This is a genomic window from Burkholderia cepacia (assembly GCF_001039005.1).
GTDB lineage: Bacteria > Pseudomonadota > Gammaproteobacteria > Burkholderiales > Burkholderiaceae > Burkholderia > Burkholderia theae.
Genome location: NZ_LDWR01000011.1, coordinates 360,991 through 375,088, shown reverse-complemented (window position 1 = coordinate 375,088; position 14,098 = coordinate 360,991). Strand labels below are relative to the sequence as shown.

Annotated in this window: 14 protein-coding genes; 11 read left to right on the top strand and 3 right to left on the bottom strand. The window is 66.9% G+C overall.

Translation table 11 applies throughout. The annotated features are described in order from the left end of the window. Window positions 1-46: 46 nt before the first annotated feature. Window positions 47-970, bottom strand: a complete 924-nt coding sequence (locus VL15_RS06725) for a LysR family transcriptional regulator (RefSeq protein WP_048244379.1) — start codon at window positions 968-970, stop codon at window positions 47-49. Between the two features lie 125 nt (window positions 971-1,095). Here VL15_RS06725 and VL15_RS06720 point away from each other — a divergent pair, with 125 nt between their 5' ends. From VL15_RS06720 to VL15_RS06695, 6 genes are all read left to right on the top strand, one after another. Next, window positions 1,096-1,263, top strand: coding sequence for a DUF1427 family protein (locus VL15_RS06720; protein ID WP_048244185.1), 168 nt, complete (start codon window positions 1,096-1,098; stop codon window positions 1,261-1,263). Between the two features lie 18 nt (window positions 1,264-1,281). Beyond that, window positions 1,282-3,171, top strand: a complete 1,890-nt coding sequence (locus tag VL15_RS06715; protein ID WP_048244183.1) for an amidohydrolase — start codon at window positions 1,282-1,284, stop codon at window positions 3,169-3,171. A 1-nt stretch (window position 3,172) separates the two neighbouring features. Continuing rightward, window positions 3,173-3,634: a DoxX family protein gene (locus VL15_RS06710; protein ID WP_048244182.1), complete on the top strand. Its 462-nt coding sequence runs from the start codon at window positions 3,173-3,175 to the stop codon at window positions 3,632-3,634. A 26-nt stretch (window positions 3,635-3,660) separates the two neighbouring features. Continuing rightward, window positions 3,661-4,575: a glyoxalase gene (locus VL15_RS06705; RefSeq protein ID WP_048244181.1), complete on the top strand. Its 915-nt coding sequence runs from the start codon at window positions 3,661-3,663 to the stop codon at window positions 4,573-4,575. After that, window positions 4,572-5,267: a YoaK family protein gene (locus VL15_RS06700; protein WP_048244177.1), complete on the top strand. Its 696-nt coding sequence runs from the start codon at window positions 4,572-4,574 to the stop codon at window positions 5,265-5,267. Before VL15_RS06705 ends, VL15_RS06700 begins: the two co-directional genes overlap by 4 nt. 83 nt (window positions 5,268-5,350) lie before the next feature. Then, a complete protein-coding gene (locus VL15_RS06695; protein WP_048244377.1) occupies window positions 5,351-6,817 on the top strand; it encodes an alginate export family protein in 1,467 nt (488 codons plus the stop codon). A 110-nt stretch (window positions 6,818-6,927) separates the two neighbouring features. Here VL15_RS06695 and VL15_RS06690 read toward each other — a convergent pair whose 3' ends face one another. Next, window positions 6,928-8,529 carry an acid phosphatase gene (locus tag VL15_RS06690; protein ID WP_329955933.1) on the bottom strand — a complete coding sequence of 534 codons (1,602 nt, stop codon included), beginning with the start codon at window positions 8,527-8,529 and terminating at the stop codon, window positions 6,928-6,930. Window positions 8,530-8,738: 209 nt separating this feature from the next. Between VL15_RS06690 and VL15_RS06685 the strand changes: the two genes are divergently transcribed. The 3 genes from VL15_RS06685 (at window position 8,739) to VL15_RS06675 (ending at window position 11,101) form a co-directional block, all read left to right on the top strand. Next, entirely contained in the window at window positions 8,739-10,124 is a 1,386-nt protein-coding gene (locus VL15_RS06685) for a cytochrome-c peroxidase (RefSeq protein WP_048244175.1), read from the top strand. Window positions 10,125-10,232: 108 nt separating this feature from the next. Beyond that, entirely contained in the window at window positions 10,233-10,619 is a 387-nt protein-coding gene (locus VL15_RS06680) for an RT0821/Lpp0805 family surface protein (protein ID WP_048244375.1), read from the top strand. A gap of 11 nt (window positions 10,620-10,630) precedes the next feature. Then, on the top strand, window positions 10,631-11,101 hold the full coding sequence (locus VL15_RS06675) for an NUDIX hydrolase (RefSeq protein ID WP_048244174.1): 471 nt from the start codon (window positions 10,631-10,633) through the stop codon (window positions 11,099-11,101). Window positions 11,102-11,215: 114 nt separating this feature from the next. Here VL15_RS06675 and VL15_RS06670 read toward each other — a convergent pair whose 3' ends face one another. Then, window positions 11,216-12,925, bottom strand: a complete 1,710-nt coding sequence (locus VL15_RS06670) for a glutamine--tRNA ligase/YqeY domain fusion protein (protein ID WP_048244172.1) — start codon at window positions 12,923-12,925, stop codon at window positions 11,216-11,218. Window positions 12,926-13,177: 252 nt separating this feature from the next. Here VL15_RS06670 and VL15_RS06665 point away from each other — a divergent pair, with 252 nt between their 5' ends. Both VL15_RS06665 and VL15_RS06660 read left to right on the top strand, forming a co-directional pair. Next, entirely contained in the window at window positions 13,178-13,387 is a 210-nt protein-coding gene (locus VL15_RS06665; protein ID WP_006497729.1) for an ornithine acetyltransferase, read from the top strand. A gap of 145 nt (window positions 13,388-13,532) precedes the next feature. Beyond that, entirely contained in the window at window positions 13,533-14,081 is a 549-nt protein-coding gene (locus VL15_RS06660) for an RBBP9/YdeN family alpha/beta hydrolase (protein ID WP_048244171.1), read from the top strand. Window positions 14,082-14,098: the final 17 nt, after the last annotated feature.

Genomic DNA, 14,098 nt, shown 5'->3' with positions numbered 1-14,098 from the left:
CTCGCCGCGAGGGCCGCGACGATCCGCGGCCGCCGCCGCCGCGCGTTCAGGCGACAGGCAATGCCCACGGCGCATGCGCGAAGTGCTCCGCGAGGAAGTCGAGCAGCACCGTCACGCGCGCGGCGCGCAGCATGCCGGGCGGCGTGACGAGGTTGACGTTGATGTCGGCGATCTTCCAGTCGTCCATCACTTCCTCGAGCTCGCCGCGCTGCATCGCTTCCCACACCAGGAACTCGGGTTGCAGTGCGAGCCCGTGACCAGCGACGAGCGCGGGGACGATCACGTCCGCGTTGTTGGTGCGGATGCGCCCGTGCACGGACACGCCGACTTCCTCGCCCGATTCCGGGTGACGGAAGCGCCAGTGCTCGGGCGTCGGCAGGTTCGTGTAGGTGAGGCACACGTGCTGTTCGATGTCGCGCGGGTGCGTGGGGCGGCCGCGCCGGTCGAGGTACGCGGGCGACGCGACGAGCGGGCGGCGTACCGCGCAGAGCCGGCGCGAGCGCAGCGACGAATCGCTCAGCTCGGCGATGCGGATCGCGACGTCGAAGCCGCCGGACACGATGTCGACGATGTGATCGGTGAGCACGAGGTCGACGTCGACGCGCGGATAGCGCTCGAGAAACGCGGGCAGCACCGGCGACAGATGGCGCAGCCCGAACGACATCGGCGCATTCACGCGCACGAGGCCGTGCGGTTCGAGCGCCTGCGCGGACGCTTCGCTCTCGATCAGCTCTGCGTCGGCGAGCAGGCGGATCGCGCGGTCGCGCAGCAGTTCGCCGGTCGGCGTGAGCGACAGCTTGCGCGACGTGCGGTACAGCAGCATCGCGCCGAGCCGCTTTTCGAGGCGCGCGATCGCCTTCGACACGGTCGGTTGCGTCACGCCGAGCAGGTCGGCGGCTTTGGCGAACGAGCCGGTCTCCGCGACGCGCGCAAAGATGGCCCAGGCTTCGAGATCAGGAAGGTGTTGCATGGTCGGAACGAATGGCAGGGAAGCGAAACGGATGCGGCGGCAGCGGATCGTGCCGTCGATGCTACGCACCGCGAAGGCGCGCGTGCGATGCAGGTGATTCTAATCCGGCCCGGAGAGAAATCGTTATGGAATCTTATCTACTTTCATTGGGCGCCGGCGTGCTGATCGGCGTCGTGTACAGCGTGATCAAGGTGCGCTCACCCGCACCGCCGCTGATCGCGCTGGTCGGCCTGGCCGGCATGCTGGTCGGCGCACAGGCCATCGCGCCGGTCCGTCACTGGCTCGGCTTCTGACCGCATCGAGGACACTACATGAGCGCAACCGGTACTCAACCCGATCTCATCCTGCACAACGGGCGCATCACGACGCTCGATCGTGCGAACCCCGTCGCGACGGCTGTCGCGATCAAGGACGGCCGTTTCGTCGCGGTCGGCGGCAACGCGGACGTCATGCCACTTGCCGGCCGCACGACGAAGGTCGTCGACCTCGACGGCCGCACGATGCTGCCGGGCCTGATCGACAACCATACGCACGTGATTCGAGGCGGCCTGAACTACAACATGGAACTGCGCTGGGACGGCGTGCGTTCGCTTGCGGTCGCGATGGAGATGCTCAAGCGGCAGGTCGCGATCACGCCCGCGCCGCAGTGGGTGCGCGTGGTCGGCGGCTTTACCGAGCATCAATTCGTCGAGAAGCGCCTGCCGACGATTGACGAACTCAACGCGGCCGCGCCCGATACGCCCGTGTTCATCCTGCACCTGTACGACCGCGCGCTGCTGAATGCAGCCGCGCTGCGTGTCGTCGGCTACACGAAGGACACACCGGAGCCGCCGGGCGGCACGATCCTGCGCGACGCCGCGGGCAACCCGACCGGGCTGTTGCTCGCGAACCCGAACGCGACGATTCTCTACGCGACGCTCGCGAAAGGGCCGAAGCTGCCGTTCGAATACCAGTACAACTCGACGCGCCACTTCATGCGCGAACTGAACCGTCTAGGCGTGACGGGCGTGATCGACGCGGGCGGCGGGTCGCAGAACTATCCGGACGATTACGAGGTGATCCGCAAGCTGCACGATGCGGGCGAGATGACGATCCGGATCGCGTACAACCTGTTCACGCAGAAGCCGAACGCGGAGAAGGAAGACTTCGTGAACTGGACGAAGAGCACGAAGTATCACGACGGCACTGACTACTTCCGCAACAACGGTGCGGGCGAAATGCTGGTGTTCTCGGCGGCCGACTTCGAAGACTTCCGCGTCGCGCGCCCGGATCTGCCGGCGCAGATGGAAGACGATCTCGACGGCGTCGTGCGCGTGCTCGCGCAGAACCGCTGGCCGTGGCGCATGCATGCGACCTACGACGAAACGATCAGCCGCGCGCTGGACGTGTTCGAGAAGGTCAACAAGGACATTCCGCTCGAAGGACTGAACTGGTTCTTCGATCACGCGGAAACCATTACCGAAAAATCGATGGACCGGATTGCGGCACTGGGCGGCGGCATCGCGGTGCAGCACCGGATGGCGTACCAGGGCGAATACTTCGTCGAACGCTACGGCGCACAGGCGGCCGAAGCGACGCCGCCCGTCGCGAAGATGCTGTCGAAGGGCATCAAGGTCTCGGCCGGCACCGATGCAACGCGGGTTGCGTCGTACAACCCGTGGGTGTCGCTCGCGTGGCTCGTGACGGGCAAGACGGTCGGCGGCCTGCGCATGTATCCGCAACGCAACCTGCTCGATCGCGAGACCGCGCTGCGCATGTGGACCGAATACGTGACGTGGTTCTCGAACGAGGAAGGCAAGAAAGGGCGCATCGCGGTCGGGCAGCTCGCCGACCTCGTGGTCCCGGATCGCGATTTCTTCACCTGCGCGGAGGACGATATCGTGGATACGACCGCATTGCTGACGGTGGTCGGCGGCAGGATCGTATGGGGCGCGGGGCCGTTCGCGTCGCACGATGCACCGATCCCGCCCGCGATGCCGGACTGGTCGCCTGTGCGCGAGTACGGCGGTTACGGCGGCTGGGGCGCGACGCAGCGCGGCGGCGCACCGCTGCAGCGTGCGGCGGCTGCCGCGATGTGCGGTTGTGCGAACGCGTGCAACGTGCACCAGCATGCGCATGCCGGTGCGTGGGGGAGCGCTTTGCCGACGTCGGACGCAAAGGGCTTCTGGGGTGCGTTCGGCTGTTCCTGCTGGGCGGTCTGACATGGCCACTTCGACCAACCGCAGCGGCTTCGGCAACCCGGCGTGGGTCCATGCGCTGCTGGCGCAGCCGTGGGTGCTGCCGCTCGTACGGCTTGCGCTGGTCTCAGCCTTTCTGATCGGCGGTGTCGCGAAGGCGCTGGATTTCGACGGCGCGGTCGCCGAGCAGGCGCATTTCGGCCTGCATCCGGCCGCGCTGTGGGCGGCGCTCGCGATCGCGGTCGAGATCGGCGGTTCGCTGTGCGTGGTGTTTCGCCGCTTCACGTGGCTCGGCGCCGGCAGCCTCGGCATGCTGACGTTCGTCGCGATGATCGTGGCGAACGATTTCTGGAACCACACGGGCGCCGAACGCTTCATGGCGCTCAACAGCTTTTTCGAGCATCTCGGGCTGATCGCCGCACTTGTGCTCGCGACCGTGCTCGACGATGCGAAGCGCATGGCCGGCGACGGCCATACCACTCGATGACGATGAAACAACAAGGAATGCCTGTCATGAAAACGATTCGTTCCGCCTTGCTCGCGCTGGCGATCGCCACGGGTCTCGTCGCGGCGCCGGCCGCGTTCGCGAAACCGCCGGTGCCGCCCGCGGCCACGCCGACGCTGGCCGTCGGGCCGCAATACGACACGACGCACGTGTACGTGGCACCCGAGGATTTCGACCGTTTCACCGACAGCTTCGTCGCGACCTTCGGCGGCAGCAAGTCGAAGCAGGGCGTGTTCCAGGTCACGCCGACGCCGAGCCAGACGATGTCGCAGCTCGTGTTCACGCCGGTCGGCACGATCTCCGTGTTCGGCTTCAAGACGCCAGTGCCCTGGCCGTTCGGCGCGGAGCGCACCGGTTATCTCGTCACCGACATGGACGCGGCGATGAAGGTGGCACGCGAGCACGGCGCCGATGTGATCGTCGACACATTCCCCGATCCGATCGGCCGCGATGCGGTGATCTCCTGGACGGGCGGCGTGAAGATGCAGCTCTACTGGCACACGCAGGCGCCGAAGTACGACGCACTGCAGACGATCCCCGAGAATCGCGTGTACGTGTCGCCGCAGAGCGCGCGCAAGTTCGTCCATGATTTCGTCAAGTTCTCGAATGGCAAGGTGGTGTCCGACACCCTCAAGGCACCGGGCATCGAGATCGGCCGGCCGAACGACACCTATCGCCGTATTCGCATCACGTCGGGCTTCGGCAAGATGACCGTGCTCGTGACCGACGGCCATCTGCCTTATCCGTACGGGCACGAGATGACCGGCTATGAAGTGTCCGATCTGGCCGCGACGCTGAAGAAGGCGCAGGCCGCGGGCGTGACCGTGCTCGTGCCGTCGTACACGGCGGACGGGCGTGACGCGGCGATGGTCCAGTTCCCGGGCGGCTACGTCGCCGAGATCCACGCGGGCGCGGCACGATGAAGCACGAGGACACGATCCTTGCCGCGGTGGCCGGCTTTGTCGACACGCTGAGCTTCGTCGCGCTGTTCGGGCTGTTCACCGCGCACGTGACCGGCAACTTCGTGCTGATCGGCGCGGGCGTCGCGGGGTTCGGGCAGGGCATCCTGCTGAAGCTCAGCGTGTTCCCCGCGTTCGTGTGCGGTGTCGTTGCGAGCAGCCTGATCGCCCGCGCGTTTTCCGGGCGGCCCGCATGGCAGGGCACGCGCGCGCTCCACGCGGTGCAGGCCGTGCTGCTGCTCGGCTTTTGCGTGGCCGGCGTGTGGGCGTCGCCCGTCACGCAATCCGACAGCCTGCCGGTGCTGCTGGCCGGCATCGTCGGCACGTTCGCGATGGGCGTGCAGAACGCGCATCCGCGCGTGATCGCGCGCGCCGGCGTGCCGAACACGGTGATGACCGGCAACGTCACGCAGGCGATCCTCGACGTCGTCGACCTGCTGTCCGCCGGCACGGCCGACAGCGTGCGCGCCGCTGCACGCGCGCGCTTCGCGAAGATGTGGCCGGCGATCGTTGCGTTCGCGCTCGGTGCATCGTGCGGCGCACTGGGTTTTCGCCATATCGGATTCTGGGCGCTGCTTGTGCCGACGGGTGCGCTTGCGATGCTGGCGGCCTGCGCGGGGGCATCTGCTCGTACCGCGGCACAGGAGCACGCATGATCGCGCGGCGTGGAAAAGTGCGTCGTCCCCGCGTGCGGCAAGCGAGCCGGATCGACGCGCGCGGTTACGAGCGGATCGCTGCGATGGGCGCGCAGGGCGTCGCGACGACACGACACACTCGCTTCGATCGGGTCGCTCGAGCGTCGGTCGTCGCGGGGCTGCTGCTCGCGGGTTCCGATGCGGCGTTCGCGGATACGACGACGGCCGCCGCCGACAGCGCGCCCGCAACGACCTGCACGGCCAAGCGCCCGACCGTGCTGTTCAACCGCTGGCAGGAAGACTGGTCGGTGCTCGCGAATCCGTGCGTGCCGCGTGCGCCGCTCGACGGGTTGAAGACCATTCCGCTCGGCAACGATCCGGCATCCTATCTTTCGCTCGGCGTGAACCTGCGCGAGCGCCTGGAGACCAACGACGCGCCGCTGTTCGGCATCGGCTCCGCGCAATCGGATACCTACCTGATCCAGCGCGTCGAAGTGCATGCCGACGCGCATCTCGGCCAGCACTGGCAATTCTTCGTGCAGTTGCAGGACGATCGCGCATTCGGCAAGAACACGATCACGCCGGTCGACAAGAACCCGCTCGATCTCGAACAGGCATTCGCGACCTACACCGGGGCGCTCGGCGGCGGCACGTTCAAGTTTCGCGTCGGCCGGCAGGAGATGGCGTTCGACTTGCAGCGCTTCATTGCCGCGCGCGACGGCCCGAACGTACGGCAAGCGTTCGACGCGGTGTGGGCCGACTACGAATATCAGAAGTGGCGCTTCATCGGTTATGCGACGCAGCCGGTGCAGAACCGCACCGTGTCCGCGTTCGACGACGTGTCGAACCGCGACCTCACGTTCAGCGGCGTGCGCTTCGAGCGTCAGTCGGTCGGACCCGGCGACCTGTCGGGCTACTGGTCGCGCTACAACCGCAGCAACGCGCGCTTTCTCGACGCGAGCGGCGCCGAGCATCGCGACGTGTGGGACTTGCGTTACACGGGCACGCAAGGCCGCTTCGACTGGGATCTCGAAACGATGCTGCAGACGGGCACGGTCGGCAGCAGCACGATCCGCGCGTGGGCGGTCGGCTCGATCGCCGGCTACCGGCTCGACGCGCCGTGGTCGCCGCGCGTCGCGCTGCAGGTCGATGCGGCGTCGGGCGACCGGCATCCGCACGACGGCCGCGTCGAAACCTTCAACCCGCTGTTTCCGAACGGCTATTACTTCACGCTCGCGGGTTTCACCGGGTACTCGAACCTGATCCACGTGAAGCCGTCCGTGACGCTGAAGCCGTCGCCGAACCTGTCGCTGCTCGGCGCGCTCGGTTTCCAGTGGCGCGAGACGACCGGCGACGCCGTCTACCAGCAGGGTAACGCCGTGGTGCCGGGCACGGCCGGCAAGGGCGGGTTGTGGACGGGGATGTACGTGCAACTGCGCGCGGACTGGACGATCGCGGCGAACCTGATCGGTGCGATCGAGGCCGTGCATTTCCAGGTCGGCGACGCGATCCGGCAGGCGGGCGGGCACAACGCCGACTATGTCGGCGTCGAGCTCAAGTACGGCTGGTGACGCAGGGGTACGGTAACGCGCCCCAATGAAAAAGGGCGGCCATGAGGCCGCCCTTCGTTCGTGCGGGCCGGCATGGATGCCGGCCCGTTCGCCGTGATGTCGTGATGCCGTTACAGGTTCGGCGACAGCGCGAGCGCGTTCGTCAGGTCGCCCATCGGCTGCGCGCCGTTGGCCTTCAGCGCGTCGTCGCGCTGTTGCAGGCCCGTGAGGCGCGGCAGCGAGAAGCGGCGCGTGATGAAGCGCAGGATCGATGCCGTGTCGTACTGCGTATGGTCGACGAAACCCTTCTTCGAGAACGGCGACACGATGAGTGCCGGAATCCGCGTGCCCGGGCCCCAGCGATCGCCCTTCGGCGGCGACACGTGATCCCAGAAGCCGCCGTTTTCGTCGTACGTGACGACCACGACCATGTTCTTCCACTGCGGGCTGGCCTGCAGGTGCGCGATCAGGTTCGCGATGTGCTGGTCGCCGCTTGCGACGTCCGTGTAGCCCGCGTGTTCGTTCAGGTTGCCCTGCGGCTTGTAGAACGAGACCTGCGGCAGCGTGCCCGCGTCGATCGCCTTGAGGAACTCGCTGCCGTCGGTGCCGCCGTCGAGCAAGTGCTGCGCGCGGCTCGTGCTGCCCGGTGCCTGGTTCGCGTAGTAGTTGAACGGCTGGTGGTGCGGCTGGAAGTTCGGCGCCGTCATGTTCGGGCCGTAGATCACGTTGGCCGTGCCGCTTTGCGCGGCTTGCAGCGCCTGGTTCCATGCGCCGCCGTACCACGCCCACGACACGCCCGCGCTCGTCAGCAGGTCGCCGATGTTCTGCTGCGTCTGCGGCGGCAGTGTCGACGCGGCGGACGGATCGGCGAGGGTCGGGTCGCCGCCCGATGCGGCCTTGTTGCCGCTCGGCTGGTACGGCGGCTGCATCGTGTTGATCGCGAAGAAGTCCGGCGTCAGGTTGCCCGAGTTCACGAACTTCGGAGTCCCGTCGAGCGCGGAAGCCGGCGAGTTGCTCGCGAGCTGCAGCGACTTGCCGTCGGCGCCGACGGCCGAGATCGAACCGGCGGCCGGGCTCTTGTCCGCGTTCGCGTAGAACGGCGCGCACGCGCAGATCAGGTACTGGTGGTTCAGGAACGAGCCGCCGAACGCACCCATGAAGAAGTTGTCGGCCAGCGTGAACTGCTGCGCGATCTTCCACAGCGGCAGCTTCGTCGCGTCGGGCGTGTAGTGGCCCATCACGAGGCCGCCGGAATCGGCCCAGGCGGCGAACATGTCGTTCTTGCCGCCGTTGATCTGCATCTGGTTCTCGTAGAAGCGGTGATACAGGTCGCGCGTCGTCACGCTCATCGGCGTGTTGAAACCGCTCGGATCGTCGATCGCGAACGGCGCGTTCGGCAGGTTGGCCGTCATCGCCTCGGTCACGGCCGGCGTGACGCCCTTCGCGGTCAGGCCGCCCCAGACCTTCGGCAGCGTCGCGAGCGGCTGGCCGTTGCGGTCCTTCTGCTGCGCGCTCGCCGCGGTCACGTTCTGCAGGCCGTTCGCGCCCGGGAAGTTGCCGTACAGGTTGTCGAAGCTGCGGTTTTCCGCATAGATCACGACGACGTTCTTCACCGTCGACAGGCCCTGCTGCTGGACGTCGTCGCCGCCGCAGGCGGTGAGGGCGACGGCCGCGGCAACGGCGATCGGTGTAAAGCGAATCCAGGCGTGGTTTTTCATGCGTTGTACTCTCATCTCTCTCTTGTCGCGTGGGGAACCGGAGCATCCGTGCGCCGCCGGTTCTCGAAGGTGACCGTGGCATGTCCGGCTGTAAGCATTTTGAGGGCGCGATTTGACAGCCGGGTGTAGGCGTCCTTTCGATTGGCTGTCGATTGGCCGTCATGCAACGGTCATGCGGCTGACATAAACTCCGGCCGCTCCTGAACCCACTTTCCGACGAATCGATGAAGCCTCGCCAACCGACAGCCGGCGCATTCGCGCGTTCGTGGCTGCATCTGACCGGCGCGCTTGCGCTGGCCACCACGCTTGCAACCCTTGCCGGCTGTGACGGACAGCCGGGTGCGGGCACGCCGGTCGCGCCGCCCGCGAGTGCGGCGAGTGCGCCGGGCACCGCGAAGTTGGTTGCGTCCGCAACGGTTGCCGCAAGCGGTGCCGTGGTCGCGACGAACCAGCCGCAGACGCGTGCACAAGTTTACGAAGGCGTGCGCCGGATGACGGCGCTCGGCAAGCAACTTTTCTTCGACCCTACACTGTCAGGCTCCGGCAAGCTGGCGTGCGCGTCGTGCCACAGCCCCGATCACGCGTTCGGGCCGCCCAATGCGCTGGCCGTGCAGTTCGGCGGCGACGACATGAAGCGCGCGGGCTTTCGCGCGGTGCCGTCGCTCAAGTATCTGCAGGGCGTGCCGCAGTTCACCGAGCACTTCCACGATTCCGACGACGAAGGCGACGAGAGCGTCGATGCGGGCCCGACGGGCGGCCTCACGTGGGACGGCCGCGTCGACACGGGCGCCGAGCAGGCGCGCATTCCGCTCACGTCGCCGTTCGAGATGAACAGCTCGCCCGCGAAGGTCGCGCGGGCCGTGAAGGCCGCGCCGTATGCGGACGAGTTCCGCGCGGTGTTCGGCGTGAAGGTGCTCGACGACGACGCGGCCACGTTCAAGGCCGTGCTGCGCGCGCTCGAGACGTTCGAGCAGACGCCCGAACTGTTCTCGCCGTACACGAGCAAGTACGACGCGTATCTCGCCGGTCACGCGCAGCTCACGCCGGCCGAACTGCGCGGGTTGCAGTTGTTCAACGACGAGAAGAAGGGCAATTGCGCGAGCTGCCACATCAGCCAGCGCGCGCTCGACGGCACGCCGCCGCAGTTCAGCGATTTCGGGCTGATCGCGATCGCGGTGCCGCGCAACCGCGCGCTGCCCGTCAATCGCGACCCGCGCTTTTACGATCTCGGTGCATGCGGCCCCGAGCGCACCGACCTGAAGGGTCGCGACGAATTCTGCGGGTTGTTCCGCACGCCGTCGCTGCGCAACGTCACGCTGCGCAAGACGTTCTTTCACAACGGCGTGTATCACACGCTCGAGGACGTGATGCGCTTCTACGTCGAGCGCGACATTCATCCGGAGAAGTTCTATCCGGTCGTGCACGGCAAGGCGCAGATCTACGACGATCTGCCGAAGCGTTACTGGCCGAACATCAATCGCGAGCCGCCGTTCGATCGCAAGCGCGGCGAGCAGCCGGCGCTGAACGCGGCCGAGATCAAGGACGTGATTGCGTTCCTCGGCACGCTGACTGACGGATATCAGCAAACGGCCGCGCCGGCCAAGCCCTGAAGGCATCCGTTGCCGCACGCATGCTATGCTCGCTCGCTGACGGGCGTGGCGCGTGCCGGTTCGCCGGCACGCGCCACGCCGTTCGATCGAACATCCAAGGAGAACAACATGTCGATGCGTGCATCCCTTTCCGTCGTCACGCGTGTGCTGGCCGGCGCCGCGTGCGCAGCCGCGATGCTGCCCGCCCATGCGCAGAACAACCTGAACTTCCTGACCAACACGCCGCTCAGCTATTTCAGCAAGGCCGACACGGCGTCGCTATCGAAGGCCGCCGCGAAGGTGCGCGACGAAGGCAAGGACGGCGAAACCACGACGTGGCAGAACAGCGGCAGCCGCACGCAGATCGAAGCGAAGCTCACGCCGACCACGACCGAGACGGACGGCAAGACCTGCCGTGAAATCACCACCGACATCACCGCGAAGGGCCAGACGATGACGCTCAAGCCCGTCTACTGCAAGACGGCCGCGGGCAAGTGGCAGCTGCAGAAGCGCTGAGCACGCGTGTGATGAAGCGGGGCGGCGCGCCGCGCACGGTGTCGTGCGGTGTCGTGATTCTCGATGCGGCCGGCCGCGTGTTTCTCGCGCACGCGACGGACACCACGCACTGGGATATCCCGAAGGGGCAGGGCGAACCGGGCGAGTCGCCGTCCGACGCCGCGCTGCGCGAGCTGCTCGAGGAAACCGGCATCGAATTCGCGCCGGCCCGGCTGCTCGATCTCGGCCGCTTCGCGTACCGGCACGACAAGGATCTGCACCTGTTCGCGGTGCAGGTTGCGGACGGGGAGATCGATCCCGCGCACTGCACGTGCACGTCGATGTTCCCGAGCCGTCGCGACGGCTCGATGATTCCGGAGATGGACGCGTATCGCTGGACCGTGCCGGGCGACATCGACGCGTATGCGAGCCGCAGCCTCGCGCGGCTGTTTCGCACGAAGCTGTCGCTGGTGGAACTGCATCGGCGGCTTTCAGCAGAGTGAGTCAACGCGGCGGCTTCGCTTCGATCCACGCAATAAAAAACCGGCCCTCGAGCCGGTTTTTTGTTGTCGCGCGACGTCGGCCCGTGGCCGTGCGCCGCGTGGCGGAGCAGGCCGTTACGCCGGCTTGCCCCAGCTGTCGCGCAGCCCGACGATCCGGTTGAACACGGGCTTACCCGGTTTCGAATCGACGCGGTCGGCGACGAAGTAGCCGTGCCGCTCAAATTGCAGGCGCGTTTCCGGTGCGACGTCGTCGTTGCCCGGCTCGACGTACGCCTGCACGATCTTCTTCGAATCGGGATTCAGCGCTTCGAGGAAGTTCGCGCCGCCCGCGTCCGGATGCGGCTCCTTGAACAGGCGGTCGTAGATCCGCACTTCGGCCGGCTGCGCATGCTTCGCGCTGACCCAGTGGATGTTGCCCTTGACCTTGTACGTGTTCGCGCCGTCGGTGCCCGACTTGCTGTCCGGGAAGTAGTTGCAGTGCACGGCCGTCACGTTGCCGTCGGCGTCCTTGTCGAAGCCCGTGCATTCGATCACGTAGCCGTAGCGCAGGCGCACCTTGTTGCCCGGGAACAGGCGGAAATAGCCCTTCGGCGGGTTCTCGACGAAATCCTCGCGTTCGATCCACAGCTCGCGCGAGATCGGGAACGTACGCACGCCGCGGTCCGGATGGTGCGGATGCACGGGCGCCGTGCACGCTTCCTCGAGGTCTTCCGGATAGTTGTCGATCACGAGCTTCAGCGGATCGAGCACCGCGACCGTGCGCGCGGCCTTGTCGTCGAGGTCGTCGCGCAGCGCGCCTTCGAAGATGCTCATGTCGATCCACGAATCGATCTTCGTCACGCCGATCCGCTCGCAGAACAGGTGGATGCTCTCCGGCGTGAAGCCGCGGCGGCGCACGCCGACGATCGTCGGCATCCGCGGGTCGTCCCAGCCGTCGACGTGGCCTTCGGTCACGAGCTGCAGCAGCTTGCGCTTGCTGGTGATCGCGTACGTGAGGTTCAGCCGCGAGAATTCGATCTGTTGCGGCAGCGGGCGCGTGAACATGCCGGCTTCCGCGAGTTCGTTCAGCACCCAGTCGTACAGCGGGCGGTGATCCTCGAATTCGAGCGTGCACAGCGAATGCGTGATGCCTTCGAGCGCATCCGAGATGCAGTGCGTGTAGTCGTACATCGGATACACGCACCATGCGTCGCCGGTGCGGTAGTGGTGCGCGTAGCGGATCCGGTAGATCACCGGGTCGCGCATGTTCATGTTCGGCGAAGCCATGTCGATCTTCGCGCGCAGCACGTGCTCGCCTTCCTTGAACTCGCCAGCCTTCATGCGGCGGAACAGGTCGAGGTTTTCGTCGGGCGTGCGTTCGCGGAACGGCGACGGCTTGCCGCCTTCCGTCAGCGAGCCGCGGTTCGCGCGCATTTCATCCGCGCTCTGGCTGTCGACGTAGGCCTTGCCGCGCTTGATCAGCAGTTCGGCGAACTCGTACAGCTTGTCGTAGTAGTCGCTCGCGAAGTACTGGTGATCGACCGCGTCCTTGCGCCAGTCGAAACCGAGCCAGCGCACCGCGTCGACGATCGAGTCGACGTACTCGACGCTTTCCTTTTCCGGGTTCGTATCGTCGAAGCGCAGGTGGCACACGCCGCCGTAGTCGCGCGCGACGCTGAAGTTCAGGCAGATGCTCTTCGCGTGGCCGATGTGCAGATAGCCGTTCGGCTCGGGCGGGAAGCGCGTTTCGACGCGGCCGCTCCATTTGCCGGTGCGGTTGTCGTCGTCGATGATGTTGCGGATGAAATTGGAAGCCGCGGGGGCGTCGTTGCGTTCGGTGCTCATGCGGTTGGCGTCAGGTTGTGTCGGCGCGTCGCGCCGGTTTAATCCTGTAATTCTACCTGACCGGGGTCCGTCCCGCGCGGCTTGCGGGTCGGGAGCGATGCATTCGCGATGCGTACCGCAATATCTCGATAGTGTGTCGGCTGTAACACGACGTAAATCGGATTGCCCGCGCCGTTCGAGTTTTCCTATGATGGCTTTACCGATTCAATGCCGCCATTCGCATCATTGCATGGCGGGAGGAAGCCAATAACCATGATGAAGAAGACCACTTTTCTCGTTCGTACCGCGGTGATCGTCGCGGCCCTGTCGCAACTCGGCGCATGCGCGATGACGCATACGCAACGCAATGCCGGTATCGGCGCGGCCGCGGGCGGCGCGCTCGGTTACCTGATCACGGGCGGCCCGGTCGGCACGGTGGCCGGCGCGGCGGCTGGCGGCCTGGTCGGCGCCGGCGTGCGCTGATCGCCGCGCGGTCGTGACGCCCGCCTGAGCGCGTCACGACCCGCCGCACAACCCTCCGGTTTTTGACAGGCAGCATCAGGGAGAGGAGGGTGTGCGACACTGCGTCGACATCACACAACGACACCATTCGTCGACGCATCCTTCCATGAGCGCCCCCCTCGTTTTCGTCCTGCCGGGCTACGCCAATTCGGGCCCGCTTCACTGGCAGAGCCGCTGGGAGCGCGCCGATGCGCGCTTCTCGCGCGTCGTGATGCCCGACTGGGATCGCGCGTTCCGCAACGGCTGGTGTCTCGCGCTCGACCGCGCGGTCGAGGCCGCGCGCGGGCCCGTGCTGATCGCCGGCCATAGCCTCGGCACGCTGACCACCGCGTGGTGGGCGACGCGCTACGCGCGCCCGGCCGCGCTTGCGAAAGTGCGCGGCGCATTGCTCGTCGCGCTGCCCGATCCCGCCGGGCCGGCGTTTCCGGCCGACGCGCACGGGTTCGGGCCCGTCCCGCATGAGCGGCTGCCGTTTCCGACCTGCGTGGTCGCGAGCAGCGACGATCCGTACGGGTCGATCGCATTCGCGCGCGGCTGCGCGCAAGCATGGGGCAGCACCTTCCACGACATCGGCCCGCGCGGCCACATCAATGCGGACAGCGGGCTCGGCGACTGGCCGGCCGCACGCGGCTGGCTGGACGCGCTCGCGCGCTAGGCACCGCCGCGCGAGCG